Source organism: Leptolyngbya sp. BL0902, assembly GCF_016403105.1.
Lineage (GTDB): Bacteria > Cyanobacteriota > Cyanobacteriia > Phormidesmidales > Phormidesmidaceae > Nodosilinea.
In genome coordinates this window covers 1,469,600-1,495,960 of the sequence record NZ_CP046155.1, presented here as the reverse complement: position 1 = coordinate 1,495,960, position 26,361 = coordinate 1,469,600, and the positions used below count along the sequence as shown (strand labels likewise).

Genomic DNA, 26,361 nt, shown 5'->3' with positions numbered 1-26,361 from the left:
GTCGCCATGATGTCAGAATCCACAGGCCAGCCAGGGCTAGAGACCTCCCTAGAGGAGGCCACCCTGCGGGCCAAAAACGTCAACGTCTACTACGGGGCGTCCCTGGCCGTGCGGGATGTCAGCCTGGATATCTTCAAAAACGAAATCACCGCCTTCATCGGCCCTTCTGGCTGCGGTAAAAGTACCCTACTGCGATGCTTCAACCGCACCAACGATCTAATCCCAGGGGCGCGGGTAGAGGGCAAAATCACCATGCACGGCAGCGACCTCTACGGCCCCGGCGTTGACCCGGTGAACGTGCGCCGCCGCATTGGCATGGTGTTCCAAAAGCCCAACCCCTTCCCCAAATCCATCTACGAAAACATCACCTTTGCCGCCCGTATTAACGGCTATCGGGGCGACTACGACGACCTGGTGGAACGCTCCCTCAAATCTGCCGCCCTCTGGGACGAAGTGAAGGACAAGCTCAAGGAAAGCGGCCTCTCCCTCTCCGGGGGCCAACAGCAGCGCCTGTGCATTGCCCGCGCCATCGCCATCGAGCCGGAAGTGATTTTGATGGACGAACCCTGCTCTGCCCTCGACCCCATCTCCACCCTCAAAATTGAGGAACTGATGCGGGAACTGGAGAAGTACTACACCATCGTCATCGTTACCCACAACATGCAGCAAGCCCTGCGAATTTCCGACAAAACCGCCTTCTTCAACGCTGAAGCCACGGAATCGGGCGGCAAGGTGGGCTACCTGGTGGAGTATGCCGACACCGAAAAAATCTTCTCCAACCCCCGCGAAGACGCCACCCGCGACTACGTCCAAGGACGATTTGGTTAAACGCCTAATCTTGTCCTGTTCCTCCTTCAACACAATCCGTTGCCCCCGTTGCCGCGTTCCTTTAGGATCGACTAGGCAGCAGGGGCTTTTTTGTCGGTCGCCGCCCCTCGGTTTCTCCCTTAGCGACCCACCGCCAGCTCAGCTTCTACCCAACCCGGCTCAATTTTTAATTTTCCCGATGGCCCGTAAGCAAAAATTTCCCCACCTGTTGGGCTCCAAATGGACGGCCCGCCACACCACCGAGGGCTGGCGGCATTTCCAAGTGGCTAACCGTAAAGAAGACGGGGGCTGGGTGTTTGCGGAACTGGTGGCCTCCTGCGACCCCTCGGTGCGGCTGTGGATCAACGCCAAACAGTTGAAAAACCGCGACCTCTGGCAGCCTGGATGGCAGCCCCTAGCCTCCCGATCCTCCTAAGGAACCTGCTATTTTGAAAAATTTTTCAAAAAACTGGTCAACCGCGAACATTTCTTGCTATATTGAATAAGCCGACGCGGGGTAGAGCAGTCTGGTAGCTCGTCGGGCTCATAACCCGAAGGTCCATGGTTCAAATCCATGCCCCGCCACCAAATAGTAAAAAAGCCTTCAGAGAAATCTGAGGGCTTTTTTAGATCTATGGGATTTTTTAGGTCTATCTTCCAACCCACGGCGACCGTTCACTCGGCCTGCCTACCCTAGCCCTAGCCCATCGGGCTGTTCTACATTGAGCTTGGCGCTGTGATATCCAAGGGTGAGGGAGGGGCTGTGGCGCAGCAAGGACAGTCATCGGCAGATCGAGAACCTGGGAGTCCAAGGTGTGACGGTCTAGACAGCTCATTGTCTCGCCGTCGAGCCTTGGTGCAGGTGCATTGGGCCGTATTTTTGTTTGGCTTGGCGGGGCTGTTTGGCAAGGGATTGGCATGGCCTGCGACGGCTATCGTCTTGGGGCGAACAGGGTTAGCCGCCGCCGCGCTGGGTTTAGGTCTGGGTTGGCAACGGCAACGGCTTTGGTCACACAGGAAGCGCGATGGGCTAGGGTTGGCGCTGCTGGGGGTGCTGCTGGCCTTCCATTGGGTGAGCTTTTTTCGCAGCATTCAGCTTTCGACGGTGGCCATTGGGCTGCTGACATTTTCCAGCTTTCCGGTGTTTGTCACGGTGCTAGAGCCGATGTTTTTTGGCACCCCCTGGCGCAGACGAGATGGGATCTTGGCGCTTCTGGTCGTCCTTGGGGTAGCGCTAGTGGTACCGGAATATCGCCTCGGTTCAGACGTCACCCTGGGGGCGGTGTGGGGGCTGCTGTCTGGATTGTCCTTTGCGCTGCTGCAACTGCTGAACCGAGGGCAGCGGCAGCGTTATTCCGCCCTGACCATTGCCTTTCAGCAAAACCTATTTGCCTGTCTCAGCCTGTTGGTCTGGATCGCGGTTAATCCTTTGCCTAACTTTGGGATCACCAGAACAGACTGGCTGTGGTTGCTGGTGTTGGGGGTGTTGTGTACGGCGATAGCCCACACGCTCTTTATCGAAAGCCTGTCGGTGCTGCGAACCCAGGTGGCCAGCGTTATCAGCGGATTGGAGCCCGTCTATGGCATTATCTTGGCCGCGCTGCTGCTAGGGGAAATCCCCACCGTGAGAACGATATTGGGCGGCGGCTTGATTTTGGGCACCACGATGCTGGCCAGTTGGCAGGGCAGCCGGGAAACAGAGTAGGTTGGGGGCTATCTCGACGTCAGTTTGAGTTGTTAGGATAGGTAACAACACCCTACCCCTAGGACATCAATCCCGAATTAACCTATGGCCGCCACCATCCACGTTGAGAAAACCAAAGTTAAGCAGCCCCCCCTCGATATCCATACCCTGGGCGACCGAGTGCTGCGCCAGCCCGCCAAGCGAGTTGCTAAGGTAGACGACGACATCCGTCTGCTGGTCAAGGAAATGCTGCAAACCATGTACAGTGCCGATGGTATTGGGCTGGCCGCTCCCCAGGTAGCGGTCAATAAGCAGCTCATTGTGGTAGATGTGGATCCAGAAAACGTCGCTGCTCCGCCCCTGGTGCTGGTCAACCCTACTATCGTCCGCGTTTCTAAGGAACTGGCCGTGGGTCAAGAGGGCTGTCTCAGCATTCCCGGCGTGTTTTTGGATGTGGTGCGCCCCGCCGCCATCGAGGTCTCTTTTAAAGACGAAAACGGTCGGCCCCAGAAAATCCAGGCCGCTGATCTGCTGGCCCGCTGCATCCTCCACGAAATGGATCACCTGACGGGGGTGCTGTTTGTAGACCGGGTGGACAACACCCTAGCCCTAAACCAAGAACTGAAGAAAAACGGCTTTTTTGCTAAGGACGTGCAGCCCGTCAAGGCCTAGCGGCGGGTGCTTGGGCAACGGTGAGGAAAGCTGCGTCCTGTGGGGCTGACCTTCGGTGCTGGTTCAATAGTTTTGTTGTGAGGAGTGCGGTTGTGACCCCAAAGAGCGGTTTGTTTTTGGCAGGTTCCTGTATTGCAGCAATTGCGGCGGTGGGCTCGGTCTTTGAGCTATCCTCCGGTAGCCCCGACTGGGGCCAGGGGCCAACGACGGTCATTCTGGGGCTGTGTGTGCCCTTGGTGGGGCTGTTGTTCTATGCGGCGGTGAAGGATGCCCAGGCCAATCAGCCCTAGGCTCTCTGTCCCTCTTCTAGGGGGCCGATGAAATGCCTTCTAGCGCCCACCATCTGGCCTCCACCAGCTGCCCCTACAGCATGAGTATGCGTTTACCCTGCGGAACTCCCCTTGGGCCTGCCCAGGGAGAACGGGGGTCTGATACAATGAAGCCCGTCTTCTCCTAATTGGTGTAGTCGTTGAGTCAGTCCATCGAAGCCTCCAAAGTCGATACATTCCTCCAGGAACTGGCCGCTATTCAACAGTCTGGTTCTAAGCGAGTGGCCATCCTGGGATCTCGCCATGTGCCCATTACCCACCAGCAACTCATCGAGCTGATGACCTACGCCCTGGTGCTAGGCGGCAACCGGGTGATTACCTCCGGCGCAACGGGCACCAACTCAGCGGCCATTCGGGGGGCAATGAAGGCCGACCCCAACCTGCTGACGGTGATTTTGCCCCAAAGCCTGGAGCGCCAGCCCCGCGAGTCTCGGGAGCAACTCGAAGACGTGATGCACCTGGTGGAGAACCCCTCCAACGATGTGCTCTCTCTTGGGGAAGCTAGCTCCATCTGCAACCAGGAAATTATTTCCCGCTGCCAGCAGTTGATTTGCTTCGCCTTCCACGACAGCCACACCCTGCTGCGCACCTGCCAAGACGCCGAAGATCAGCGCAAAATTGTGACGCTGTTTTACTTCGATTAGGAAACCGGAAAGCTCGGTAGGGTGGGCACGGCCCCCTTCATCATGCTGTCTTACGTCGATTAGAGATTAGGGAATAGTCATGGCAATGCCCGGTTTTCTCCTGCTCAGCATCCCCCTCGCCGCCGCTTTGGTCTATGTGCCGTTTTTGGCCGTGGGCTATGCTCGGCTCAAGGTGGGCTACGACCAGTCGGCCCCCCGCGCCATGTTGGCCAAACTGCCTCCCTATGCCCAACGAGCCACCTGGGCCCACGAAAATGCCTTTGAATCCATGATTCTCTTTGCCCCGGCGGCGCTGATGGCCTACATCACCCAGCAAGAGTCTACGGTGGCCTTGGGGGCGGTAGTGGTGTATCTGGTGGCCAGGGCGCTGTATCCTATGTTCTACATCGCCAATATCCCGGCCCTGCGTTCCCTCATGTTTGGCTTAGCCAACCTGGGCACCATCACCCTCTACGTCTTGAGTTGTCGCGCCGCCTTCCTGTAGGCTGGTGATGACTTGCGTAATTCATGCCCTGGGTTGATGTACCGGACTCATAGAGTAGTCTCGTAGACCGGAATCATCGGCCCGGTTGACCTACGCCCTTCATCCAACCTGTGTGTATTTGGGAGACCTTCCACGATGGCCTCTACGTTTTCCTTTGACATCGTCAGCGATTTTGATCGCCAAGAACTGGTCAACGCCCTTGACCAAACCCGTCGCGATGTCACCAGCCGCTACGACCTGAAAGACAGCAAAACCAGCATCGAACTCAGCAACGACACCATCACCATCGAAACCGCCAGCCAAATGAGCCTGGATTCGGTGAAGGAACTGATGCATCAAAAGGCGGCGAAGCGGGATCTGTCCCTGAAAATTTTTGACTATGGCGTGGTGGAATCCGCCAGCGGCAACCGGGTGCGTCAGCAAATTACCCTCAAAAAGGGCATGAGCCAAGACATTGCCAAGCAAGTCTCCAAGCTGATTCGCGACAACCTGAAGAAAGTCACGGCCTCCATCCAGGGCGATGCGGTGCGCGTATCCGGCAAATCCAAGGACGACCTACAACAGGCTATGCAGTTAGTGAAGCAGGAAGAGTGGCCCGTGGCGCTGCAATTTACGAACTATCGCTAGCTGGGTGTACGGCTTTACGTGGACGAAGCCCCAACTGAGCGTTGTGTGTCCTGCATCGTTGCACCCTGTACAGTTGCGTCCTGCATCACTAAGTCCCCTACCCAATCGGGATGTTACGGCTTCGATGTTGTCGCTTTTTTCTAAATCCCCATGGCTGTTGAACCCCTAAGTTGGGACGCCCTCGCGGCGCTGACGGATTTCGCCATCGACCCGGTGCATGGCCCCACCAATGCCCAATCGCGGCTGCGGCTGTTTGGCCAGCCCGAATCGGCGGTGCGGGTCACGCTCTACCGCGATAACCATGCCTGGTGTCCCTATTGCCAAAAGGTATGGCTGTGGCTCGAGGAAAAGCAAATTCCCTACCGGGTCGAAAAAATCACCATGTTTTGCTACGGCGAGAAGGAAGCCTGGTATAAGCGCAAGGTGCCCTCTGGGATGCTGCCTGCCCTAGAACTAGACGGGCGGATGATTACCGAGAGCGATGACATTTTGATGGCCCTAGAGCGCACCTTTGGGCCACTGGTTCACAGCATGACGGATCGGGCGGTGGTGCCCCTGCGCCAGCTTGAACGGCTGCTGTTTCGGGCCTGGTGTGCGTGGCTGTGCTATCCGTCCCGGTCGGCCCAGGAGGATCAGCGGTCGGGGCAGCAGTTTCAGGGGGTGATGGATCGGGTGGAAGCGGCCCTGGCCAGTACCTCCGGCCCCTACTTTTTAGACGACTTTGGCACTGTGGATTTGGTCTTTACGCCCTATGTAGAGCGCATGAACGCCAGCCTGTTCTACTACAAGGGCTACTCCATGCGGGAGGTGAACCCGCGCTTTGCGGCCTGGTGCGACGCCATGGAAACCCGCCCCACCTATCGCGGTACCCAGAGCGACTTCCACACCCACGTCCACGACCTGCCCCCCCAAATGGGCGGCTGCTACAGCAACGATTTGCCCCAAACTCGTCAAAATCAGCAGCGGGTGGATCGTGGCCCCTGGTTTGGCCTGCCCGATGTGGGCTATGCCGAGGCAGATAATTCCCGCCAGGAGGCCCTGCACCGAGTTCTTAAACATCGGGCTAACATCATTCGCGTCAACCCCGCCGCCGATACCCTGATGGACGAAGCCCTGCGCTGCGCCCTTACCACCCTGATGACTGGGGAAAGCTGCCAGCCCCCAGCCGGCAGTGACGTGGCCCTGCGCTACCTGCGCGACCGCATCAGCGTCCCTAGGGATATGTCCATCTATGCGGCCAAGCACCTGCGGCAAGCCCTGGAAGCCACCGCCGCCCTTGCCGGGGAGGGCCAGCCGGATCCCATCCCCGTGAACCACCGCCGCGATCAAAATCCTTTGGCCTTTGCCGCCTAGTTCTTCGCCCAAGTTCCCAAGGGGCTTTTCAACGGCCATGTCCATCCCTGGCGATTCCCTCTACGACCAACTGCATCGCCTGGATGGCCAGGGCTATGGGGCCTACAAGTCCCTCAAGGGTGCCTACCGATTGGCGGACTTTACCCTCCACATCGACCATGTGCAGGGGGATCCCTTTGCGGCCCCTAGTCGGGTGCGGGTGGTGGTGCCCCAGGCCGTGGCAGGATTTCCGGCAACTCTGTGGCAAACCCCAGGGCGGGCGGTGGCGCTGGCGGATTTTCTGATTCGAGCGGCGTACCAAGCTACCCAGCGGCGGGCGCAACCGACGGGGTCGGGCAAGAGCGGGTTGATCGGCGTCGTCCGGCCCAGTCAGGCGATTCTAGAGCGCAGTGCAGCCCAGGTGACGGCAGAGGCGGTGGAACTGCGGCTGACGGTGGGGCTTCCGGCCTTTGGGCGACGCATTGCGGGAAAGCAAGCGGCAGACTTACTCTGTCGGGCGCTGCCAGAGTTGGTGAATATGACCCTGCGCTATGACGCCCTGGATGCGGCGGCGATTCAGCGTCATCTGGCCTGTGCCGAGGATGCTGAGGCCCTGCGATCCCAGTTGGTGGATCGGGCACTGGTGGCTTTTGTGGCGGATGGGGCGATTTTGCCTCGACGGAGTGGCGTAGATGAGCGGCCTGGGGTGGATGGGGCGGTGCCCTTCCGGTCGCCGGAATCCCTCCGGGTGACGCTGACCTGTCCCCACGCTGGAGCAGTGACGGGGCTGGGCATTCCCCAGGGCGTTACCCTGATTGTGGGCGGCGGCTACCACGGAAAATCCACCCTGCTGCGGGCCATCGAGGCGGGCGTTTACAACCACATTCCTGACGATGGGCGGCACCAGGTGGTCACCGATGGGGCAGCGGTGAAGGTGCGGGCCGAGGATGGCCGCAGCATTGCTGGGGTGGATATTTCGCCCTTTATAAACCACTTGCCCCAGGGCCAATCGACCCGCCAGTTTTCCACCGCCAACGCCAGCGGCAGCACCTCCCAGGCGGCAACCATCATTGAATCGGTGGAAGCTGGGGCCAGGGTGCTGCTGGTGGATGAGGACACCTCTGCCACCAACTTCATGATTCGCGACCGCCGGATGCAGGCGTTGATTGCCAAAGACCGGGAGCCGATCACCCCCTTCATCGACAAGGTACGCCAGATCTATACCGAATACGGTCTTTCTACGGTGCTGGTGATGGGGGGCAGCGGCGACTATTTCGATGTGGCCGACACGGTGATCGTCCTGGATGAATTTGTGCCCCAGGATGTGACCGCCCAAGCCCAGGCCCTCGCCGCCCAGTACCCAACCGACCGCCACTGCGAGGGCGGCCCCCATTTTGGCAACCTCACAGCCCGCATCGTGAAGCCCCACAGCATCGACCCCAGCAAGGGGCGGCGCAGCGTCAACCTCAAGGCGAGGAACACCGATCACTTGCAGATCGGCACCGAAGCCATCGACCTTTCTGCTGTGGAGCAACTGGTGGAACCGGGCCAGGTGCGGGCCATTGCTGAGGCCATCGTCTATGCCCAGCGCTACTATATGACCCAGGATCGGCCTCTATTTCAGGTGGTTGATGCGGTCATGGCCGACTTGGCCAGTCACGGCCTAGATGCCCTGACCGAATGGCCCATGGGCGACTTGGTTATGTTTCGTGGCCTAGAACTTGCCGCCGCCATCAACCGCCTCCGCAGTCTTCAGGTGCAGTCCGTTCATTCATAACCCCCATGGCTTCCTGTCCCATTCCTGGCTATCACCTGCGATTAGGATCTCCCCTAGACCGGGCCACCCTGGTCAAATTCATGGAGCGTACCTACCAAGAATTGGACGACAGCCTGCCGATCCAGCACCTTGCTGCCACCGTAGATCGCTATCTCTCTGGCGATACGCCGCTGTGGATTATAGAACGTCCTAGGAGCCGAGGGTCTACCATTGCCGTGGGCTGCATTTGGCTGGGCCAAGCCACCGATCAACGCAGCGGCCTACTTCACCCCTACGTGCTGCTGCTTTACGTTCACCCTGACCACCGCCGCAACGGATTGGCCACAGAACTGCTGCATACGGCCCACCAGTGGGCGCAGGCGGAAGGTTACACCCAAATCAGCCTGCAAGTATTTAGCGAAAATGCCCCGGCCCAGGCGCTATATCAAAAGCTGGGCTACCAGCCCGAGGCCATCCTGATGAAACGCCCGATCAGTCTTGACGGAAAGGATCTCTCCAAGCCATGATTTCTCTTAATTTCGCTAGGTCTTCGCTACGTCCGGCAGGCTTAGGAACCTCCCGGACGTAGCCTAGGGCGCACCCTAGCTTGGACTAGCTCGCCTTGGCGGTACCTGCGGACGTGCCCAGTTGGATGAGCTCTACCTTATAGCCGTCTGGATCCTGCACAAAGGCAATCACCGTTGATCCATGCTTCATGGGGCCGGGTTCTCGCACCACTTCGCCGCCCATGGCCTGAATTTGCTTGCAGGTTTGGTAAATGTCGTCTACGCCGAGGGCAATGTGGCCGTAGGCGCTGCCTAGGTCATAGCTATCCACACCCCAGTTGTAGGTGAGTTCTAGAACCGTGTGGTCGGCCTCATCGCCGTAGCCCACAAAGGCCAGGGTAAATTCTCCGCCGGGATAGTCCTTTTTGCGGAACAGTTTCATCCCCAACACATCGCAGTAGAACTTGAGGGAACGCTCTAGATCGCCCACTCGCAGCATGGTGTGTAGAAGTCGCATGGTCTTGGTAGCCTCCAAAAACGGGTCTTTTTCATTGTGCCGAGTCTCCGCCTAAAATGGCGTTCAGAAATGGCGTTGGGAAATGGCGTTCGGAACCCCCAGCGATCCCAGGGCAGTGGCGATCCGAGGCTTGGGTGTGCCAACGTCTCAGGCTCACTAGATCGCAAAGTCCCTGAATGCCCTCACCCCCAGCCCCTCTTCTCCCAGCAACCCCTAAAGCAGGCCGTAGCCCGCTCGACGCAGGGCGTTGCAGGCAGATTCTAGTTGGTCAGCCTTCACGAAAATATAATCTGTGTCGTAGGTGGATAGGGCAAAAATACTGACCTGGGCCGCCGCTAACACGTTGGAAATTGCCGACAATACCCCTGTCATCCCAAAGTTGAGAGGCCCCTGAATCACCATCCCCCGCCAGCCCAGTTCGGTTTTGTCAGCCACAATGGGCACCTCCTCTCGTACCAGCAGAGACAATTCCTGGGGAGTACGCATCACGCTAAATATGGCTTGATGCAGAATTTCTGGGGGAACCTCAGCGGTAGGGGCCAAGCGGTGAATGGCAAAGGTGCCCTCCACAATAGCCAGGGTCAGGGCGGGTTTCGGGAAATCAGGGGTCATGCGATGCCTCTCTCTTGGGCTATGGCGTGTCACCAAACCAACCAGACGGTCGGAGTTCGTTATGGCAGGGGAGGATCAGCCCTTCCTGCTCCACCCCCGCCCAGGTGATGATGCCCCTAGGCCGACCCGTCCACTTGGAGGTCGTCTTCGCTGCCTTGGTGGGCGGTTTTGACCCAGCGGAGACGCTTGGGTCGCACCGAGAGCCGCAGGGCCATGGTAGAAATCACCAGCAGCCAGTGCAGCATATAGAGGTTGCCCCAGAGGGTGAGGAGGGCACTGGCCCAGTGGGGTTGGCGTTGGGTGCGGCGCAGACCGCAGTACATTCCCACCACGGAGAGGGTGAGGGCAAGGCCAGAAACGGGCAGGAAGACGGGCAGGCGATGGCGCAGGAGGGCCAGGGCAAAGTCGGGCAGGGCCACGGTGGGTAGGCCGTACTGAATCAGCCAGAAAGCGGCCATGTCTAGGGTTTTGCCGGGGGTGAGACGACTCTGGGCAATGAAGCGCCAGTAGTCGAGGTAGCGCTGGTAGCCGCCCTCGGCCCAACGGTTGCGCTGGTGCCACAGCGACAGGGGACGTTCTACCCCCTCTTCATCTACGGCGGGGTGGAGCAAAAACTCAATGTCCCAGCCGCTGAAGTGGAGGCGTAGGGTGAGGTCGAGGTCGTCGGTGATGGTTTCTTCGTTCCAGCCGCCGCACTGGATCAGCGCACGCCGCCGCACAAATTGGCCGTTGCCCCGCAGTTCGCCAATACCACCTAGAGCAATGCGCTGCTGCTGAAAGTAGGTATCTAGGGCCATTTCGGCCTGTTGTCCCCGGGTGAGCCAGTTTTTGGCCCGGTTTACAATGGCCTTCTGCATTTGCACGGCCCCTACCTGTTCTGTCTCAAACATGGGGACAATGTGGCGCAGCAAATCCTTGGGTACCTGGGCGTCGGCATCAAATACTCCGATGATGTCGCCCTGGGTATCGGGCCAGACCTGGTTGAGGGCTCCAGACTTGCCCCCGGTGGCGTTGGCGGATCGATGCAGTACCCGCAGTTGGGGGTAACGCTGCCGGAGCGCCTGCAAGCGCTGGGCGGTGCGGTCGGTGCTGTGATCGTCGATGATCCAGACCTCGTAGCGGTGACTGGGATAGTCCAGATTACACAGGGCCGTTACCAAGCGCTGGATGACAGCTTCTTCGTTTTTGGCCGCCACCAATAGCGAGACGTAGGGCCAGGGATCGGCGTCTGGGCGAAGGCTGGCCGCAGAAGTCTGCCCCATGGCATCGCCCTCGACGGATAATTCCCGCTCCACGACCTGGGACGGTAGCGGCGTTGGCCCCAGGCGAGGGCGGGCCAGCATCACCCGCAGGGCATGGGTCGATAGCACCGCCATCAGCCCCAGCATCACCCAACTTCCCCAGGATAGAAGGTGGAGCGCCACGGTACTGCCCCACAGCAGAGACAGGGTTAACGCTGCCTTGCGGCGACGGCCTGCATAGCCTGGAAAATCATCAAGGTCGAGGTCAGCAAGGGGTTGAAACACAGCTTTGGGGGAGTTCATCATGGACGACGGGAATCAACAGAGGGCAGCAGCAACGCAGCCAAGAACAGCCGCACCACATACCCCACCACATTCGGCGTGAGTGTTACCTAGAGTTACAAACTATTCAGCTTTATCATCCCTGATTTTGAAGAAAAAAATAGCGTGATGCCTTGTCGCCTCAACGGGGAATGTTAAAAATAAGACCCCAGGATGGCGCTGCCGAGCCTAGGTTTACTCCAGTGACGCAATTTTTCAGAGATTCTGATGATTCGTCCTGGCCAGTTCGCGGTACCCTGACCTCTAGTTCCCTTGAAAGCCCCCGTGGAGCCCCTAGTCTCCCCCAATGCTAACCCTAGGGACGTCGCCCCACCTCCATTCCTGTGAACCCCTAGCCACACTTTAAGGCCCATACCCATGCGCTTGACCTTTGAGGATATTCAACCCGCTGGTAAACAAGATGTTGGCGTGTACTTACCCTACTACCAAGGGAACAAGCGCGCCGCCCTACCCTACGCGATCTCTCTCTATAAACAGGGCAACCTAGAGGGAGAGCGCCACATTGAGGGGGGAGAGAGTATCTCGTTTATCGCCACTTGGAACGTCTCAATGTTGCCCGCTGACCTGACCCGGTGTCGTCTTCAATTTGATGGCGATGCCGACCTCAGCTACGAAATTGTGATGGCGACCTTTGAGTTTGTAGACTTCCTGTTTGACGTCATTGTGGCCCTTCGCAACAAACGAGCCCCAGACTTCTCTAAGGCGTTTTATCGCAAACTGCTGCGAGCAGAAGATTAGCGCCACAACACCGCAGGCCCAGGTTTCCTTCCTAGGGAGAACTACACCCTGGGTGGGGTGGCTTAGATTGGGGTGCCCTGGCGGCCTCAGACCCAAGGGCGATGGGGTGATATTCAGCACCGTAGGGATACACGGTGCCCTAGTCGCGGGTATTGCCGTGGGTGCTGCCGTGGGTATTAAGAATGGCCGAGTTTGGTCTACTCTAGAGACTAAACGGTTCCCCCTTGTGAAGGAGTGATGGCGTGTCCAGTTCAAAGCATTTACTTATTGGATCGACCGAGCCCTATAGCGGCAAGTCGGCAGCCATCCTGGGGATCGGGCTACAACTTCAGGCCATGGGGGTGGATATTGCCTTTGGCAAGCCCCTCGGCAGCGCCTACAACGAAGCGGCCCTCGACCCCGACCTCGACTTTATTATAGAAACCCTGAAGCTGCCCGCCAATCGCTACTATCCTCCGGTAGCCTCCCTCACCCCAGCCACCGTCGATGAACGCCTTGCCCTAGGTGGCGCGGATGACTACAGCCTGACCTCCTACCGCGAAAGCCAGGGAGAAACCCTGCTGCTGCTAGAAGGCCCCGGCAATCTGACCGAGGGCACCCTCCTCAATCTTTCCCTGCCCGCCATGGCCTACGCCCTAGATGCCTCGGTGCTGCTGGTCACGCGCTACGACTCTCAACTGCTGGTGGATCGACTGCTGGCCGCCAAGGCGCAACTAGGGGATCACCTGGTTGGGGTCATCCTCAACGACGTGCCCGATGATGAACTGGAGACCGCCCACCAGGTGACAAAACCCTTCCTAGAACGGCTCAACATTCCGGTGCTGGCGCTGTTTCCTCGATCTCCCATCATGCGGAGCATCACCGTTGGGGAAATTGTGGAGCGGCTGCACGCCGAAATTCTCTGCTGCCCCGACCGTATGGAACTGATGGTGGAAACCCTGACGATTGGGGCGATGAACGTCAATTCTGCCCTGCGCTACTTCCGCAAGGGGCTCAATATGGCCGTTGTCACTGGGGGCGACCGCAGCGACATCCAGTTTGCGGCCCTAGAAACCTCCACACAGTGCCTTGTGCTAACGGGGCAAATTCCTCCCATTCCCACCATTCTGGAGCGGGCGTCTGACCTAGAAATTCCCATCCTGGCGGTAGATTCCGACACCCTCTCCACCGTCGAGCGCATTGACGAGCTCTTTGGCCAGGTGCGGCTGCATCAGCCCATCAAGGTGCAGTGTGTACAAGATTTGGTAGCCAACCACCTCGATCTAGATCGCCTCCTCAGCCTGATAGATCTCAAACTGCCCGTCTCAGCCAGTTAGGGATTCTGACTCCTACTCCTGGGCATCCCCAGGGCCAACGCGCCTCATTTTGCGGGGGCAGAGTCTCAAGGCGGTAGCTGTTATCCCATACCGCTTTGAGGTGTTGGTTTTGGGGCTGGCGGCTGAAGGTTTCCAGAATCAGCCCTGGGTTGGCTAAGGGTTGAGGCGCTGATCTACCCAGCGCTTGGCTTTGTAGATGGCTTCGCGGCGGCTGTAGACACCGGGCACTGCGACAGCACAGCCTCGGTCGTGGGTGGCCCACACCGAAAACAGCACCAGCCCTTGATCCTCGCCTTGGTCAATTTCGAGCCAAAAGCCTCGATAGGCAAAGGACATCACCACGTGGGGGTAATCGGGGTCTGAGAACAGCATGGGACGCTAGGCCAGAGAGCTGAAGGGGTGACAACACAGAGCAGAGCACGCAGGACAGAGAACGTAGCCAAAACCCATGATTCCACCATGCCACAGGGTTGGGACGGAGGATGAAAACCCGGCTTTTGGGTGGCTGTGCTATCAGCGTAGCCCTTGCGACCTAAAAACCGGGTTCCTGCCGAGTTGATCGGATTCTGGGCTCTAGGCGCTGGCTAGGTTCTGGGCAGCAAAGTCCCAGTTCACCAGGTGGTTGAGGAACGTATCAATGTAGTCAGGCCGACGATTTTGGTAGTCCAAATAGTAGGCGTGTTCCCACACATCCATAGTGATCAAGGGCACTTGGCCCGCGGTGAGGGGGTTCTCGGCGTTGCCCGTTTTGGTCACTTTTAGGGTGCCGCCATCCAGCACCAGCCAAGCCCAACCGCTGCCAAACTGGGTCGCCCCAGCGGCTTTGAAGGCTTCTACAAACTTGTCGTAGCCACCGAAGTCGGCCTCAATTTTTTGGGCCAGTTCCCCCGTGGGGGAACCACCGCCACCGGGCTTGATGGAGTTCCAGTAAAAGGTGTGGTTCCAGGCTTGGGCGGCATTGTTAAACACCCCCTGCATCGCGGCATCCCCAGCGATGGCTTTGATCACCGCTTCGATAGGCTGACTGTCGTGGGGGGTGCCCTCCACCGCTTTGTTGTAGTTGTTGACGTAGGCGGCGTGGTGTTTGTCGTGGTGGAACTCTAGGGTGCTTTTCGAGATATGGGGCGCTAGCGCATCGTAGGCGTAGGGCAACGGAGCTAATTCGTAAGCCATAGGGCTCCAACAGAAAAGGGACGTTTTCATAGTAGAAGGCCCTCCAGACTCCGCGCTATACCTATCCGGGGGAGGGGCATCGTCCCTTTTAACGCGCTAAACGTTAAGAACCATCGCAGTTTCTTTTCTATAGGTAAACCCCTGCATAACAATAAAAAGCGGGCTTAACGGTTTGCAATATTCCCCTAGCCCGGTTGGGTAGTGGAGTACATCGCTGTTCTGTGGCCCTTTTCCTAACGTCCTTTCCCCAGTGGAGAGGCGCTTATCCTCCTCCCTATCGTTGCAGCACAAGTCCTATGGCGTATTACTGGTTCAAAGCCTTTCACATTATTGGCGTCGTTGTCTGGTTTGCAGGGTTGTTCTACCTAGTACGCCTGTTCATTTATCACGTTGAAGCTGAAGCCGAGCCAGAACCCGCCCAGGGCATCCTGAAAGCCCAGTACGAAATCATGGAGCGGCGGCTGTACAACATCATCACCACCCCCGGCATGGTTGTGACCGTGGCCATGGCCGTGGGGCTGCTGGTGCAAATGCCGGAATATCTCAAAGATGGCTGGATGCACGTCAAGCTGGGCTTTGTGGGGCTGCTGCTGGCCTACCACGTCTACTGCGGACGGCTGATGGGGCAGCTTCAGCGGGGCGAGTGCCGATGGTCTAGCCAAAAGCTGCGGGCCTTAAACGAAGCGCCCACCCTGCTGCTGGTGGTGATTGTGATGCTGGTCATCTTCAAAAACAACTTCCCCACCGGAGCTACCACCTGGCTCATCGCTGGACTGGTTGTCTTCATGGCCGCCACCATTCAGCTCTATGCCCGCAAGCGCCGCCTAGATAAGGAAAAAGCCCTCGCCGCCCAAGCTGCCCCAGAGCTTCAGGAAGTCTCCTAGTCCCGCATCTGGTATTACCTAGTTTTGCCAGGGCGATACCAGATACAGAGTCAAGGCCGTGCAGATCGGGTGCAGATCGGGTTACGTGCTACGCCGCCACCGGAACGGGGATCGAGATCAGGAAGTTGCGGAGAATCTGTTTGCCGCAGTCGGTCAAAATGCTTTCGGGGTGAAACTGCACCCCCTGGAGGGTGGGATAGTGGCGGTGCTGCACCCCCATGATGGTGCCGTCCTCCACCCAGGCCGTTACCTCTAGATCCTCAGGGCACGACGCGGGTTCAATCACCAAACTGTGGTAGCGGGTGGCCTGAAACGGGTTATCCAGCCCTGCAAACACCCCCTGCCCCTTGTGATAGATGGGGGAGGTTTTGCCGTGCATCAGCTCTGGGGCTCGAATGACGTTGCCCCCAAACACCTGACCAATGCTTTGGTGGCCCAAACACACCCCCAAAATGGGCACCGTGGGGCCAAGGGTCTGGATGATCGCCAGAGACACGCCAGAATCGTCGGGGGTGCCGGGGCCAGGGGAAATCACAATCCCATCGGGGGCCAGGGCTTTGATCTCCTCTAAGCTAATTTGGTCGTTACGATAGACCCTCAAATCTTGGGCCACGGATAGTTCTTGGCCCAACTCCCCTAGGTACTGCACCAGGTTGTAGGTAAAGCTATCGTAATTGTCAATCACAAGAATCATGATCAGGGCTATCCCACAAAACGCTGCAATAGAGCTGGCAACAGTAAACAAACTGCCACCGCAAGGGCCACAATCGCCGACATCAGAACGGCGGCGGCGGCGCAGTCTTTGGCAATTTTAGCGAGTTCGTGGTACGTCTGCTGTACGGTTAGGTCTACCACCGACTCTAGGGCTGTATTCAGCAGTTCCATCGTCATCACGATGCCCCCCGTGAGGATGATCACCGCCACCTCCACCGCACTCAGCTTCAGCCCTAGGGCTAGCCCCACAGTTAGCAGCCCTACCCCCACGTGGATACGAAAATTGCGCTGGGTACGAAAGGCGTAGCTCAGGCCCTGTCCGGCATACTGAAAACTGACTAACAAATTATTGGCAACCCGCCAAGAGAGGGGGCGGCTGGGGCGGGGTAGGTCGGAAATGATCGCCGGGTCAGATTTTTCGTGATAGAGAGTCATGAATGGGAGATCCCTCAGGATCGGCAGGAAATATAGCATGAATACAAGGGCAGCCACTACCTTTCCGGCCATGCTGCACCCTGGGGCGTTTTAGGACGGGCTTCGAGGTTAGTCTACACCAGTCATTTCAATTTCATTGCGTCACCTACAGCACTGCATAGAAAAAATATGAGGTTTTTGATAAATCTTGGCACTTTTTTGGACAGGCGCAGAACCACAATGCAGCGTTGCCGGGGTACAAGGGGCAATCTGGGGGCCGATGGCGGCCTGGGATTGGTGCTACCCTAGCCCTGGCGGTCTGCCGACACCCAGCCGATCACCTGAAGGAGGTCATCCTGCTTAGCTAGCATGGCGGTGAGTTGTTCCTCGTCGGGATGATCCCAGCCCAGCAGGTGCAAAAAGCCGTGGCTGGCCAACCACACCGTCTCCCAGGCGAGGGAATGCCCCGCCGCATCGGCCTGCCGCTGGGCTGTATCCAAGGAAATGATGATGTCGCCCAGGTACAGAGGCTCCGTTTCCAGCAGCTCTGGGGCCAAGGGCGTTGCGTCCTCTAGGGCCGCAAAGGACAGCACATCCGTCGGCCGATCCATCTGGCGATAGGTGCCGTTTAGCTCCGCGATTTCCCGGTCATCGGTCAGGGTGAGGGAAAGCTCGTAGGCCCCTAGCGGCGAGGGCGGCAAATCGACCATCGTGGCCCATCGCTGAAACCAGGTGGGCCAGTCTTCCTCAGCAATCATCCTCGCCTGGGCGTGGCGCGTCTCCACCACAACGTCAAACTCAGGGGACGAAGGCATAGCAGCTAACTTGGATAGAGGAGAATCGGATTCCCCAGAATAAACGTCTGCAAGAGGGTCCATCGATTGAGCCCTAGCGCGTGAGATAGGCTAACCCCACCAGCAGCCCCAGCAGGCCCACCGTGGTAAGGGTGAAGTGATAGAGCGACTTGCCGCCCTTCTTCACCATGTTTCGCATGGCCAATTTCACAAAGCTGGGAGGTGCTTCGGGCTTTGGGTCGGGCTTTAGGTCGGTGGTTTCGACGGTGGCTGAATCAATGGGGGGTGGGGTCATGGCAGTTGTCATCCCTAAAAGGCCCATGTTTACTTTACCTGGGATGGTCATCAAGACCCGACCTAAGCCCAAGTGCGAATCACCCGACCTTTCAGGGTTTGGCCCAGCCAGGGGGTGTTGTGGGAGAGAGATTCTAGGGTTTGGGGCGTCACTGCCCAGGATTGGGCGGGGGCGAACAGCACCATTTCGGCGGGCTGCTGGGGTTGCAGGGTGGGCGGCGTTTGGACCCAGAGGCGGGCGGGGTTGGTGCTGAGGGCTTGCACCAGGGTGAGGGGTTCCCACAGTCCCGTCGAAACAAAGGCATCCCACAACACGCCCCAGGCCAGATCTAGACCGATGGCCCCCGGTGGCGCGGCAGGGAAGCCTACGGTTTTGTCTTCGTAGGTGTGGGGGCGGTGGTCGATGGCAATGGCGTCGAGGGTGCCGTCTTTCACCCCAGCGATGAGGGCTTCCTGATCCTCCGGGTTGCCGAGGGGCGGGGCGAGGCGCAGGTTGGGGTCGTAGCTACCGAGGTTGCGGCTGCTAAAGATCAGGTGCATCCAGGAAACGCTGGCGGTGATGGGTAGCCCTTCGGCCTTGGCCCGCCGCACCAATTCGACCCCCCGTGCGGTGGAGAGGCGCATGAGATGGACGGGGGTGCCCACGGCGGCGATGGTTTCCAGCAGGGCGGCGAGGGCGGCGGTTTCCGAGAGGGCCGGGTCGTCCACAAAGCCGTAGATCAGCGCAAAGGGGCCAGACCGGACTACGCCGTTGCCGCGCAGGGTGGTGTCGCAGGGCCACAGGGCCACAGGACGGTTGAGGGGTTTGAGGTATTCCAGCAAGCGCTGGGTGAGTAGGGGATTTTGCAGCGAACGGCCATCGGCAAAGCCCACAATCGGGGTTTGGGCCAGTTCTGCCAGTTCCGTCATCTGTTGGCCCTGGGCGGCTTGGGTGAGGGCACCCCAGGGGTACAGGTGGGGTAGGTTGGGCTCAGCGGCGGCGAGGGCTTGGCGTTGGCTCAGCAGCTTCTCCACCATGGCCGGATTGTCCACGGCGGGTTCCGTCGTTGGCAGCACGCCCAAACGGGTAAAGCCCCCCGCCCGTCCGGCCCGCAGCAGGGAGGCCAGAGTTTCGCGATCTTCATAGCCCGGTTCCCCAGAGTGGCTGTAGAGATCTACCAGGCCCGGCATCAGCACCTTGTCCTGGCCCGAAATCACCTCGGCTTCGGCGGGCCAGTCGGTGATGGGGTTGGCGATGGCCTGAATTTTCCCATTCTGAACCAACACGTCGTTGACTTGATCCATTTGGGTGACGGCATCCAGCACCCGCACCTGTTGGATGAGCTGAATCTGGCCTTGGGGGGGCTGACCTGGGGTAGTCGGACTGCCGGACGTGGGATGCTGATCGGCCTCGGTGGTCACGGTTACAAGGCCCCCGCTGCGGTTTTATCCAACACGCTGCCCGACAGGTGGATGGTGATGTTGGCGGCGTTGATCACCGGGGGGCTGTCGATGCCGTTAGGGTAGTCGATGACGCTGACGGCACCGTTGCCCTGCTTAAACCGCCAGAAGGACTCTGGGCCAAGGCCGACCAGGTGACAGAGCAGCGCCTTATTCACCGCATCATGGGCCACCACTAGGACGGTCTGCACCTCGTCGCCGCCGCTGTGGGCCGCCACAATTTGCTTCCAGGCCAAAATCGCCCGATGCCACACCTGCTGGAGGTTTTCGCCCCCCGGCATTTGCACGGTTTCCGGGGCGGTTTGCCACTGGTGCAGCATTCCGGGATAGTTTTTCTCGATGTCGGCTTCGTAGAGCCCTTCCCATTCGCCGTGGCTAATTTCTTGCAGGTCGGTGACGGTGTGCAGTTCCAGGCCAGGGTGATGTTGCAGGATAATTTCGGCGGTTTCCTTGGGGCGAGCCATAAAACTGGTGTAGGCCGCGTCAATTTTCACCGATTTAAGGAATTCCGCCACCTTTTGGGCCTGGGCGCGACCATTGTCGTTGAGGGGAACGTCAATCTGGCCCTGAAACTGCCCCTGACGGTTCCACTCGGTTTCGCCGTGGCGCACCAGCAGCAGCCTCGGCCCCCGGTGGCCCTTCCGCATTTCCGGCAGCGGACTGCCCATGTGGCTGGTCAGGTTCATGGCCTCCACCTGCACCGGGCCGTTCCAGCCGCCCTCAAAGTTGAGCACGCTGATGTTGCAGTTGGCTTGGCTGAGCTGGTTAAAGTGGTCTGGCCCTAGGCCGATGGCCGTACTTACCAGGGCGCGGTTGATGGCGCTGTGGGCCACAACTAGCACCGTTTGCCCCTCATGGTCAGCCAGTAAAGCCTGCCAAAACCGCGCCGCCTGCTGGTAGAGGCTGCGGATCGGGTAAAAGTCCTCGGTGCCGCCCTCTGCCGTGGGTAGGGCCATGACAAAATTGGCCGGATCGGTGCGCCACTGGCGGAAGGTCTCCGGGAATTGGGTCTCAGCCTCGGTGAAGGGCATTCCTTCCCACAGGGGCAGGCTGATTTCCTTCAGATCGTCGGTAGTTTGGGGAGCCGCCAGGTTGGGCAGGCTCTTTTGCAGTTCGGCGGTGATCAGTTCAGCGGTCTTACGCGCCCGTTGGAGAGGACTGCACCACACCGCGTCGAAGGGAATCCCCCCCAAAGCTTGGGCCACCTGGAGCGCCTGGGCTTCCCCTTGGGGCGTCAGGGCCGATTCGTCACAGTGGCCTTGGATGCGCTTGAGCTGGTTATAGGTGCTTTGTCCATGGCGGACAATAATGATGCGGGTTTTCAGGGGTCTGTCCTCTCAGTTGCTCAACCAAGGTCAGATCTTACCCTGTTGCGTGGGTCTCTGCGGCGTTTCCCGTTGCCCTGAACGGTGAGACTGTTCTGGGTGGCTAGCCTCTTCTGCCAAAAGCCCCAGAATCAGGAAGGTGAGGGCAAGGGCCACCCGGCTGGGCGTTTATCGGTAGGGGCTGTGGCGTCCGTGGCAAAAGGTGTAGGTATCAAACAGCATCCCTACCAGGCTAGAGGTGGCCACAATGGTGAGAATGCCCTGGCGGGGGTCGCCGCTGCCAAAAACCCTGAGCACATCAAGGCAGCAGTGGATACCCTGACCATAGAGATCAAGGCTGGGTACGCAAGCTTGGGCGAGACCGAGGCCAAAAATCATCAGCCCCATCAGCCCCAGGGGTAGCAACCCGGCGACCACCGCTGTCATGGCGAGGGATTGCACGTATCGCCCCAGGCTCTTGGTGTTGATCGTGATGGATTTCGTATTTGCCGTCACAGGTTTAGACCTTCGTCGTGGAACAGTGCGGAACTTTTAACACCTTAAACAGCCCAACTAGGAATGGATCGGCCTAGTGAGAAAACTTCAAGCTCGTTCGTGTCTCGTTGTAAAACACGGTCTATCGTTGCAAAGCCATGAAGCAAGGTATGGAAGTTGTGACAGATGGTGATCAATAGTAGGCCCCAAGGGGCAGGGGTGGAGCCAATGCCTCGCTCAGACACCGATGTTCAGACACCGATATGCGGAGGACAGCCCTTGCCCTTGCCCAGACTGATATTCTGGGGGAGGCTTTTGGGAAACGGGAATGGCGTGGGCCAATTGCCCTAAGATAAGCGTCTCCTAGGGGTATCCGTGGAGGTTCAGCCATCCATCGCAAGGGGAGAAAAGACGTGACACAGGCGGCAGAAAATTCCAGCTTAGGGCAGTGGGGTCGGCGGCTGCTGGCTGCTCTATTTCTCACCGGACAGGTGGTGATGCACTTGATTTCACGACCGATTCACCGTCGCAACACCCTAGAGCAAATGGCGGCAGTGGGGCCAGAATCCTTGCTGATTGCCCTCATTACAGCGGCCTTTGTGGGCATGGTGTTTACCATCCAAGTCACCCGCGAATTCCTCAGCTTTGGGGCCGGAACCGCTGTGGGCGGTGTGCTGGCCCTCACTCTGGCCCGCGAACTTGGCCCCGTCCTCACCGCCGTCATCATTGCCGGACGAGTGGGCTCCGCCTTTGCTGCCGAAATTGGTACCATGCGCGTCACTGAGCAGATCGACGCTCTCCAGGTTCTCAAAACCGACCCCATTGACTATCTGGTCATCCCTCGCATCATTGCCTGCGCCTTGATGCTACCCCTGCTCAACATCCTCGCCTTCATCACCGGAATGGCGGGCGGACTGGTGATTGCCACCACCCAATACGGCATCGCCAGTTCAGTCTTTCTCGACTCGGCCAAAAACTTTCTGTCAACCTGGGACTTGGTTAGTTCCCTGATCAAAGCCTTTTGCTTTGGGGTCTTGATTGCCGTCATTGGCACCAACTGGGGCCTCACAACCACGGGCGGAGCCAAGGGCGTTGGGCAATCGACCACCACCGCCGTCGTCACCGCCTTGCTCGCCATTTTTATCAGCAATTTCTTCCTGTCCTGGCTGATGTTTCAAGGCACAGGCAGCGCGGTTGTGGGGGCGGCGGCTTCCGGCCTAGGGTAAGGATGGCCATGAAATCCGTCGTTGCTCTTCATCCCTGGGCTGAAACTCCTGGGCTTTCCAGCTATCGCCCGATTTCGTAAGCCTCAATTTCCTGGATCACCCGCGCCTTGCTGGCACTGAGATGGCTTTTGATGGCGCTGACGGCGGTGGCCACATCCCGGCTAGCGATGGCCTGGTAGATTTGCCGATGTTCTAGGCGGATATCGAGGACGTCGGGATTTTGCTTGAGGGTCTGAATCCGCAGCAGAGCCATGGCATCAAAGAGGCCATCTAGCAGGGAGATCAGGCGTCGGTTGCCTGAACTTTCGGCAATCAAATGGTGAAACTGGTAGTCCACATCGAGCAGTTGCTGGGGGGACGGGAGATCCGGCGGGGAGGCCGCCCCAGCAGAGGCAGAGACATGGGCCGGACGGGGCCGGACGGGCGGGTACTGCGTCCCCAGGGAATCGGCCTGCAAAACACAGGACTCGATGCGTTGTAGCTGATCTGGGGTGGCATTATGGCAAGCCCCGGCCACCGCTAGGCATTCTAGGGCCATACGACAGTCGTAGAGTTCGGCGGCATCGGCAGCGGTGATAGTGATCACGCGCAGCCCGCCACTCACATCGGCGGTAGCCAGCCCCTCCTGCTGAATTTGGCGCAGGGCTTCCCGCAGGGGCGTCCGGCTCACCTGAAGCCACTCTGCCAGTTGGGTCTCTACTAGGCGATCCCCAGGGGCCAACTGCCCAGTGAGAATGGCCGAACGCAGCGCTTGGTACACCTGTTCGTAAAGAGACTTGCCACGGTGGATGATCGGAGAGGAGGATAGAATCACGGAAATGCTGCAAGACGGGGCAATCGGGTCAGGCCAGAGGCCACGGCAGGAACGACGGGTACCCCATGATGACAGCAGCTTCATTCTGAAGCCTGAGGGATACCTAGACCATTTTTAACCTGATCTGACCTAGATCGGGACTAAATACGATAAAACCTTTTTTCTCGGCGGCTGACCGCATCCTGTGCAACCAAATTTCCCCCAATCATCCCCTAATAATACGGGGCTCACCTAGGCAAGCCCCGCTGTCATCACCTGGTGGCCCTAGGCCCAAGGACCTAGACCGCGGCGGGCTGCTGAAGGTAGCCCAGTTCCACCAGTTTGGCCATCACCTTAGCCACGCTCTCCTCCACGGTTTCGGCATCGGTGTGGCAGTGCACTTCAGGGTTGAGGGGCGCTTCATAGGGGTCATCAATGCCCGTAAACTGCTTGATTTCTCCGGCTCTGGCGCGTTTGTAGAGCCCTTTGACATCGCGGTCTTCGCAAACCGCTAGGGGCGCATCAACGTAAACCTCCACAAAATCATCAATGCGTTCGCGCACTTCGTCGCGGATGTCTCGGTAGGGGGAAATTGCGGAAACCAGCACAATCACGCCGTTGCGGGTCAGCAGGTGGGAAACAAAGCCGATGCGGCGAATATTTTCGTCACGGTCTTCTCGGCTAAAGCCCAAACCTTTGGTCAAATTGGTGCGCACAATGTCGCCGTCCAAAATTTCGAGGCCATAGCCCTGCCGCCTGAGTTCAACTTCCAGGGCGTGGGCAATGGTGGATTTTCCTGACCCACTCAAACCCGTAAACCAAATGGTGACACCACGCTGTTTCATTGCCATTGATCCTAACGATTGATCCTAACGATTTGTCCTACGGCGATTGCCATCCCCCTGCTACTTCGCGGCAGGGTTACATTAGACTATCGCTAAATGGACTATCCCTAGGCAATCAGGCCGAGAAGCGGCCCGCATCGAAGCTGTCTTGGATCCAACCCTAGGGTGATCTAGGGCGGCGGGGTCTATCCCATGGCCTAGCGCTATTAGGCAATCCCTTACCCCCAGGATCCGATGACTAACCCTAATGGGGATTAATCCGCTGACTAACCCTAATGGGGATTAATCCGCTTCTGCCCCCGCCGACTGCCAAATAAATGGGCATAGACGTAGGTGAGTTCACCCCCTAGGAAAAAAATCTGGCTGGTGAGGTAAATCCACAGCATCAGCACCATAAAGCTACTGACCACCCCGTAGGATTGAAACCGACTGCCTAGGCTAATTACACTATTGGTAATCAGTTGTTGCAGCAGAATCCAGAGAACAGCGGTAAACAGGGCACCGAGCCAAAGGTCGCTCCAGGCCACATAGGTGCGGGGCAGAACTTTATAGAGCACCCCTACAACAAGAATCAAAATAATAAACGATACCCCCAACTGTAACGAGGGCAAAAACTGAACCCAGTCAATGGTTTCGAGGGTCAGCATCGTACTAAATCGCTCTAAAAGTCGCAGCAGCGTATCAATTAAGATATTCGACAGCAGAGAAACAAAAACGAGTCCGGCGGAGCCAATCACCAGCAGAAAGGCCAAAAAGCGTCGCCACAGAAAGGTGAGGGCCACCCCCGGCACCCACTTAACAGAGCGGTGATGCTGATCTACCCGCCAGATTTTGTCAAAGGATCGACTGAGGGCACCAAAGAAACCACTGGCGGTAAATAACAGGACGCCAAACCCAATTAAGCTGGCCCGCGTACTGCCCGTATGAAATTTAATGAGCGTAGTTTGGACGATGGGGAAGGCATCCGGCGGCAGCGCCTCTTGGGCAAAGTGGAGAACGGTATTGAAGGCCGCCGTGCTGGGGCCAATTAAAAAGCCCACCACGCTCAGCACCACCAAAATCATCGGAAACAGGGAAAACACACCATAGTAGGCTAGGGCCGCTCCCATCTCGAGGCAGTCATCCTGCTGCCATTTGAGGAAGGTACGGCCAACCAGCTTGACCCAGGGCGATTGCCCCACTCGATACTTAACAAAATCGAGCATATTGCTGTGATGAATCCAGTGGTGGGCCATGGCCCAGATTCGACGCCAATGCCCAAAGTAGGTCAGTTGCCTTTTCATTCTACCGACTCGGCTATCTCGCTAGGGTGCGCTGTCGGTAACTACATTGGCACAAAAGCTCAGAAATAGAGCAGTTGTAGAGAAAACGTTGATCAAGGCCGTGCCATTTTCCCAAGAGTCGCTATGATGGAAGGCTTTTTTCGGGCGGGCTAGACGGTAGAGGCTGGTTGGCGTAGTACGGTTGCAGCCACTCCAGGCTGAGTTCATAGAGGTGATCGATGGCCCAGTCGGCCCGTCGATGGATCATGTGGTAGGGAAAGGCGTGGGCCACCCCCACCACGGGCACCCCCGCCCGCCGAGCCGCTTCCAGCCCTGCGAAGGAGTCCTCCACCGCTAGGCATTCCCCTGGGGTGAGGTGCAAGGCAGGGAACTGCTGGTTGAGGCGCTGGATTGCCAACAGATAGCCGTCTGGGGCAGGTTTACTGGCGGCCACCGACAGGTCATCCCCAGACACAATGGTGTGGACATAGTCCGCCACCCCCGCCAAGGACAGCACCGCCTCAATTTCGCTGAGCCGTGCCCCGGAAACCACCGCCAGCTTCAACTGAGCGGCCCGAACTTGGTAAATCACATCCTCCAATCCGGGGTAGAGGGGCAGTTTTTCTAGGGTTGTCAAGGCTTCGCGGTAGCGAGTAGCCTTGCGATCTAACAATTTATTCAGTTGGGCTTCCGTGACCACCCGCCCCTGGCGCTGCCACAAATCGGTAATGCAAGCTCGGTCAGTACGGCCTAGGCACACCTGTTGATAGGTTTCCAGGCTCGGGCGCAGGTTTTCCTCTAGCAGTAAATCTTGAATCAGGGTTTGATGCAGCGGCTCATCGTTAATTATGACACCGTTAAAATCTAGCAACACCGCCTGCAACACCATAGCGTTAGCCTACTTCACCCAAACACTGTAAAGAAATTGATACTTTTGAGCCTCTACCTCTAGCTTAGCCCGATTTTTGGGTATTCAAAGGGAAGACGATCCCACCAAAACCCGACCAATGGCCCGTTTCTACGGGGCTTTACGGAGTCTTTAGCAGAACCGTTCAAAAGCCTATCAGACAATAGTTTCAGCCACCTAGCAAGCTTCCAGGAGGGGGCTGTACCCGT

The 26,361-nt window shown here is 58.3% G+C and carries 31 protein-coding genes and 1 tRNA gene; 16 read left to right on the top strand and 16 right to left on the bottom strand.

All coding sequences use genetic code 11. The features are described from left to right. Nucleotides 1–9 precede the first annotated feature (9 nt). The 12 genes from pstB to GFS31_RS06730 all read left to right on the top strand — a co-directional run bounded on the left by pstB (nucleotide 10) and on the right by GFS31_RS06730 (nucleotide 8,862). On the top strand, nucleotides 10–828 hold the full coding sequence (gene pstB / locus GFS31_RS06785) for a phosphate ABC transporter ATP-binding protein PstB (protein WP_410503870.1): 819 nt from the start codon (nucleotides 10–12) through the stop codon (nucleotides 826–828). A gap of 178 nt (nucleotides 829–1,006) precedes the next feature. Continuing rightward, nucleotides 1,007–1,243 (top strand): TIGR02450 family Trp-rich protein, encoded by a 237-nt coding sequence (locus tag GFS31_RS06780; protein WP_198807454.1) that lies wholly within the window; start codon nucleotides 1,007–1,009, stop codon nucleotides 1,241–1,243. Between the two features lie 75 nt (nucleotides 1,244–1,318). Then, nucleotides 1,319–1,395, top strand: a tRNA-Met gene (locus GFS31_RS06775). 175 nt (nucleotides 1,396–1,570) lie between these two features. Beyond that, nucleotides 1,571–2,512 carry a DMT family transporter gene (locus GFS31_RS06770; protein ID WP_198807453.1) on the top strand — a complete coding sequence of 314 codons (942 nt, stop codon included), beginning with the start codon at nucleotides 1,571–1,573 and terminating at the stop codon, nucleotides 2,510–2,512. An 84-nt stretch (nucleotides 2,513–2,596) separates the two neighbouring features. After that, nucleotides 2,597–3,163: a peptide deformylase gene (def, locus tag GFS31_RS06765; RefSeq protein ID WP_198807452.1), complete on the top strand. Its 567-nt coding sequence runs from the start codon at nucleotides 2,597–2,599 to the stop codon at nucleotides 3,161–3,163. 92 nt (nucleotides 3,164–3,255) lie between these two features. Further along, a complete protein-coding gene (locus tag GFS31_RS06760) occupies nucleotides 3,256–3,453 on the top strand; it encodes a hypothetical protein (protein ID WP_198807451.1) in 198 nt (65 codons plus the stop codon). 179 nt (nucleotides 3,454–3,632) lie between these two features. Beyond that, on the top strand, nucleotides 3,633–4,136 hold the full coding sequence (locus GFS31_RS06755; RefSeq protein ID WP_198807450.1) for a DNA recombination-mediator protein A: 504 nt from the start codon (nucleotides 3,633–3,635) through the stop codon (nucleotides 4,134–4,136). A 79-nt stretch (nucleotides 4,137–4,215) separates the two neighbouring features. Then, the gene (locus GFS31_RS06750) at nucleotides 4,216–4,620 is read left to right on the top strand and encodes an MAPEG family protein (RefSeq protein WP_263974913.1); all 405 of its coding nucleotides are present in this window, start codon (nucleotides 4,216–4,218) and stop codon (nucleotides 4,618–4,620) included. Between the two features lie 135 nt (nucleotides 4,621–4,755). Next, a complete protein-coding gene (locus GFS31_RS06745) occupies nucleotides 4,756–5,247 on the top strand; it encodes a YajQ family cyclic di-GMP-binding protein (protein ID WP_198807449.1) in 492 nt (163 codons plus the stop codon). Nucleotides 5,248–5,397: 150 nt separating this feature from the next. After that, nucleotides 5,398–6,600 carry a glutathione S-transferase family protein gene (locus GFS31_RS06740; RefSeq protein WP_198807448.1) on the top strand — a complete coding sequence of 401 codons (1,203 nt, stop codon included), beginning with the start codon at nucleotides 5,398–5,400 and terminating at the stop codon, nucleotides 6,598–6,600. Nucleotides 6,601–6,637: 37 nt separating this feature from the next. After that, on the top strand, nucleotides 6,638–8,356 hold the full coding sequence (locus GFS31_RS06735) for an ABC-ATPase domain-containing protein (protein ID WP_198807447.1): 1,719 nt from the start codon (nucleotides 6,638–6,640) through the stop codon (nucleotides 8,354–8,356). A 5-nt stretch (nucleotides 8,357–8,361) separates the two neighbouring features. After that, nucleotides 8,362–8,862 carry a GNAT family N-acetyltransferase gene (locus tag GFS31_RS06730; RefSeq protein ID WP_198807446.1) on the top strand — a complete coding sequence of 167 codons (501 nt, stop codon included), beginning with the start codon at nucleotides 8,362–8,364 and terminating at the stop codon, nucleotides 8,860–8,862. Nucleotides 8,863–8,947: 85 nt separating this feature from the next. Here the strand turns inward: GFS31_RS06730 and gloA are convergent, their stop codons facing one another. The 3 genes from gloA to GFS31_RS06715 form a co-directional block, all read right to left on the bottom strand. Further along, nucleotides 8,948–9,358: a lactoylglutathione lyase gene (gene gloA, locus GFS31_RS06725; RefSeq protein WP_198807445.1), complete on the bottom strand. Its 411-nt coding sequence runs from the start codon at nucleotides 9,356–9,358 to the stop codon at nucleotides 8,948–8,950. A gap of 213 nt (nucleotides 9,359–9,571) precedes the next feature. Continuing rightward, complete coding sequence (locus GFS31_RS06720) at nucleotides 9,572–9,970, bottom strand: ACT domain-containing protein (protein ID WP_198807444.1); 399 nt, start codon at nucleotides 9,968–9,970, stop codon at nucleotides 9,572–9,574. A gap of 116 nt (nucleotides 9,971–10,086) precedes the next feature. Continuing rightward, nucleotides 10,087–11,517 (bottom strand): glycosyltransferase, encoded by a 1,431-nt coding sequence (locus GFS31_RS06715; protein WP_198807443.1) that lies wholly within the window; start codon nucleotides 11,515–11,517, stop codon nucleotides 10,087–10,089. A 393-nt stretch (nucleotides 11,518–11,910) separates the two neighbouring features. Here GFS31_RS06715 and ebsA point away from each other — a divergent pair, with 393 nt between their 5' ends. Together ebsA and GFS31_RS06705 are read left to right on the top strand one after the other, a co-directional pair. Continuing rightward, entirely contained in the window at nucleotides 11,911–12,291 is a 381-nt protein-coding gene (ebsA, locus tag GFS31_RS06710) for a type IV pilus biogenesis protein EbsA (RefSeq protein WP_198807442.1), read from the top strand. Between the two features lie 242 nt (nucleotides 12,292–12,533). Next, nucleotides 12,534–13,607 (top strand): phosphotransacetylase family protein, encoded by a 1,074-nt coding sequence (locus GFS31_RS06705; RefSeq protein ID WP_198807441.1) that lies wholly within the window; start codon nucleotides 12,534–12,536, stop codon nucleotides 13,605–13,607. Nucleotides 13,608–13,760: 153 nt separating this feature from the next. Here GFS31_RS06705 and GFS31_RS06700 read toward each other — a convergent pair whose 3' ends face one another. Continuing rightward, complete coding sequence (locus tag GFS31_RS06700) at nucleotides 13,761–13,979, bottom strand: hypothetical protein (protein WP_198807440.1); 219 nt, start codon at nucleotides 13,977–13,979, stop codon at nucleotides 13,761–13,763. Nucleotides 13,980–14,180: 201 nt separating this feature from the next. Then, a complete protein-coding gene (locus tag GFS31_RS06695) occupies nucleotides 14,181–14,780 on the bottom strand; it encodes a superoxide dismutase (protein WP_198807439.1) in 600 nt (199 codons plus the stop codon). A 296-nt stretch (nucleotides 14,781–15,076) separates the two neighbouring features. Between GFS31_RS06695 and hemJ the strand changes: the two genes are divergently transcribed. Next, nucleotides 15,077–15,664: a protoporphyrinogen oxidase HemJ gene (gene hemJ / locus GFS31_RS06690; protein ID WP_198807438.1), complete on the top strand. Its 588-nt coding sequence runs from the start codon at nucleotides 15,077–15,079 to the stop codon at nucleotides 15,662–15,664. An 88-nt stretch (nucleotides 15,665–15,752) separates the two neighbouring features. Here hemJ and GFS31_RS06685 read toward each other — a convergent pair whose 3' ends face one another. The 7 genes from GFS31_RS06685 to GFS31_RS06655 form a co-directional block, all read right to left on the bottom strand. Next, the gene (locus GFS31_RS06685; protein WP_198807437.1) at nucleotides 15,753–16,358 is read right to left on the bottom strand and encodes an anthranilate synthase component II; all 606 of its coding nucleotides are present in this window, start codon (nucleotides 16,356–16,358) and stop codon (nucleotides 15,753–15,755) included. Between the two features lie 8 nt (nucleotides 16,359–16,366). Then, nucleotides 16,367–16,813: a diacylglycerol kinase family protein gene (locus GFS31_RS06680; protein ID WP_198807436.1), complete on the bottom strand. Its 447-nt coding sequence runs from the start codon at nucleotides 16,811–16,813 to the stop codon at nucleotides 16,367–16,369. 284 nt (nucleotides 16,814–17,097) lie between these two features. After that, complete coding sequence (ybeY, locus tag GFS31_RS06675) at nucleotides 17,098–17,607, bottom strand: rRNA maturation RNase YbeY (protein WP_198807435.1); 510 nt, start codon at nucleotides 17,605–17,607, stop codon at nucleotides 17,098–17,100. A 73-nt stretch (nucleotides 17,608–17,680) separates the two neighbouring features. Next, on the bottom strand, nucleotides 17,681–17,881 hold the full coding sequence (locus GFS31_RS06670; RefSeq protein ID WP_225907597.1) for a DUF3285 domain-containing protein: 201 nt from the start codon (nucleotides 17,879–17,881) through the stop codon (nucleotides 17,681–17,683). A 62-nt stretch (nucleotides 17,882–17,943) separates the two neighbouring features. Next, nucleotides 17,944–19,281 carry a dihydroorotase gene (locus tag GFS31_RS06665; RefSeq protein WP_225907596.1) on the bottom strand — a complete coding sequence of 446 codons (1,338 nt, stop codon included), beginning with the start codon at nucleotides 19,279–19,281 and terminating at the stop codon, nucleotides 17,944–17,946. Between the two features lie 2 nt (nucleotides 19,282–19,283). Then, complete coding sequence (locus tag GFS31_RS06660) at nucleotides 19,284–20,627, bottom strand: histidine phosphatase family protein (protein WP_263974931.1); 1,344 nt, start codon at nucleotides 20,625–20,627, stop codon at nucleotides 19,284–19,286. 186 nt (nucleotides 20,628–20,813) lie between these two features. Then, nucleotides 20,814–21,140, bottom strand: a complete 327-nt coding sequence (locus tag GFS31_RS06655; protein WP_198807433.1) for a hypothetical protein — start codon at nucleotides 21,138–21,140, stop codon at nucleotides 20,814–20,816. Between the two features lie 392 nt (nucleotides 21,141–21,532). On the opposite strand from GFS31_RS06655, the gene GFS31_RS06650 reads away from it, so the two are divergent. Further along, on the top strand, nucleotides 21,533–22,345 hold the full coding sequence (locus GFS31_RS06650) for an MlaE family lipid ABC transporter permease subunit (RefSeq protein WP_198807432.1): 813 nt from the start codon (nucleotides 21,533–21,535) through the stop codon (nucleotides 22,343–22,345). A gap of 61 nt (nucleotides 22,346–22,406) precedes the next feature. On the opposite strand, the gene GFS31_RS06645 is transcribed toward GFS31_RS06650, so the two are convergent. The 4 genes from GFS31_RS06645 to GFS31_RS06630 all read right to left on the bottom strand — a co-directional run bounded on the left by GFS31_RS06645 (nucleotide 22,407) and on the right by GFS31_RS06630 (nucleotide 26,134). After that, nucleotides 22,407–23,159, bottom strand: coding sequence for a GntR family transcriptional regulator (locus GFS31_RS06645; protein WP_225907595.1), 753 nt, complete (start codon nucleotides 23,157–23,159; stop codon nucleotides 22,407–22,409). Nucleotides 23,160–23,437: 278 nt separating this feature from the next. Then, complete coding sequence (cysC, locus tag GFS31_RS06640; RefSeq protein ID WP_198807430.1) at nucleotides 23,438–23,983, bottom strand: adenylyl-sulfate kinase; 546 nt, start codon at nucleotides 23,981–23,983, stop codon at nucleotides 23,438–23,440. A 272-nt stretch (nucleotides 23,984–24,255) separates the two neighbouring features. After that, on the bottom strand, nucleotides 24,256–25,266 hold the full coding sequence (locus GFS31_RS06635) for a YihY/virulence factor BrkB family protein (protein ID WP_225907594.1): 1,011 nt from the start codon (nucleotides 25,264–25,266) through the stop codon (nucleotides 24,256–24,258). Between the two features lie 121 nt (nucleotides 25,267–25,387). Beyond that, nucleotides 25,388–26,134 carry an HAD family hydrolase gene (locus GFS31_RS06630; RefSeq protein WP_198807429.1) on the bottom strand — a complete coding sequence of 249 codons (747 nt, stop codon included), beginning with the start codon at nucleotides 26,132–26,134 and terminating at the stop codon, nucleotides 25,388–25,390. Nucleotides 26,135–26,361 lie beyond the last annotated feature (227 nt).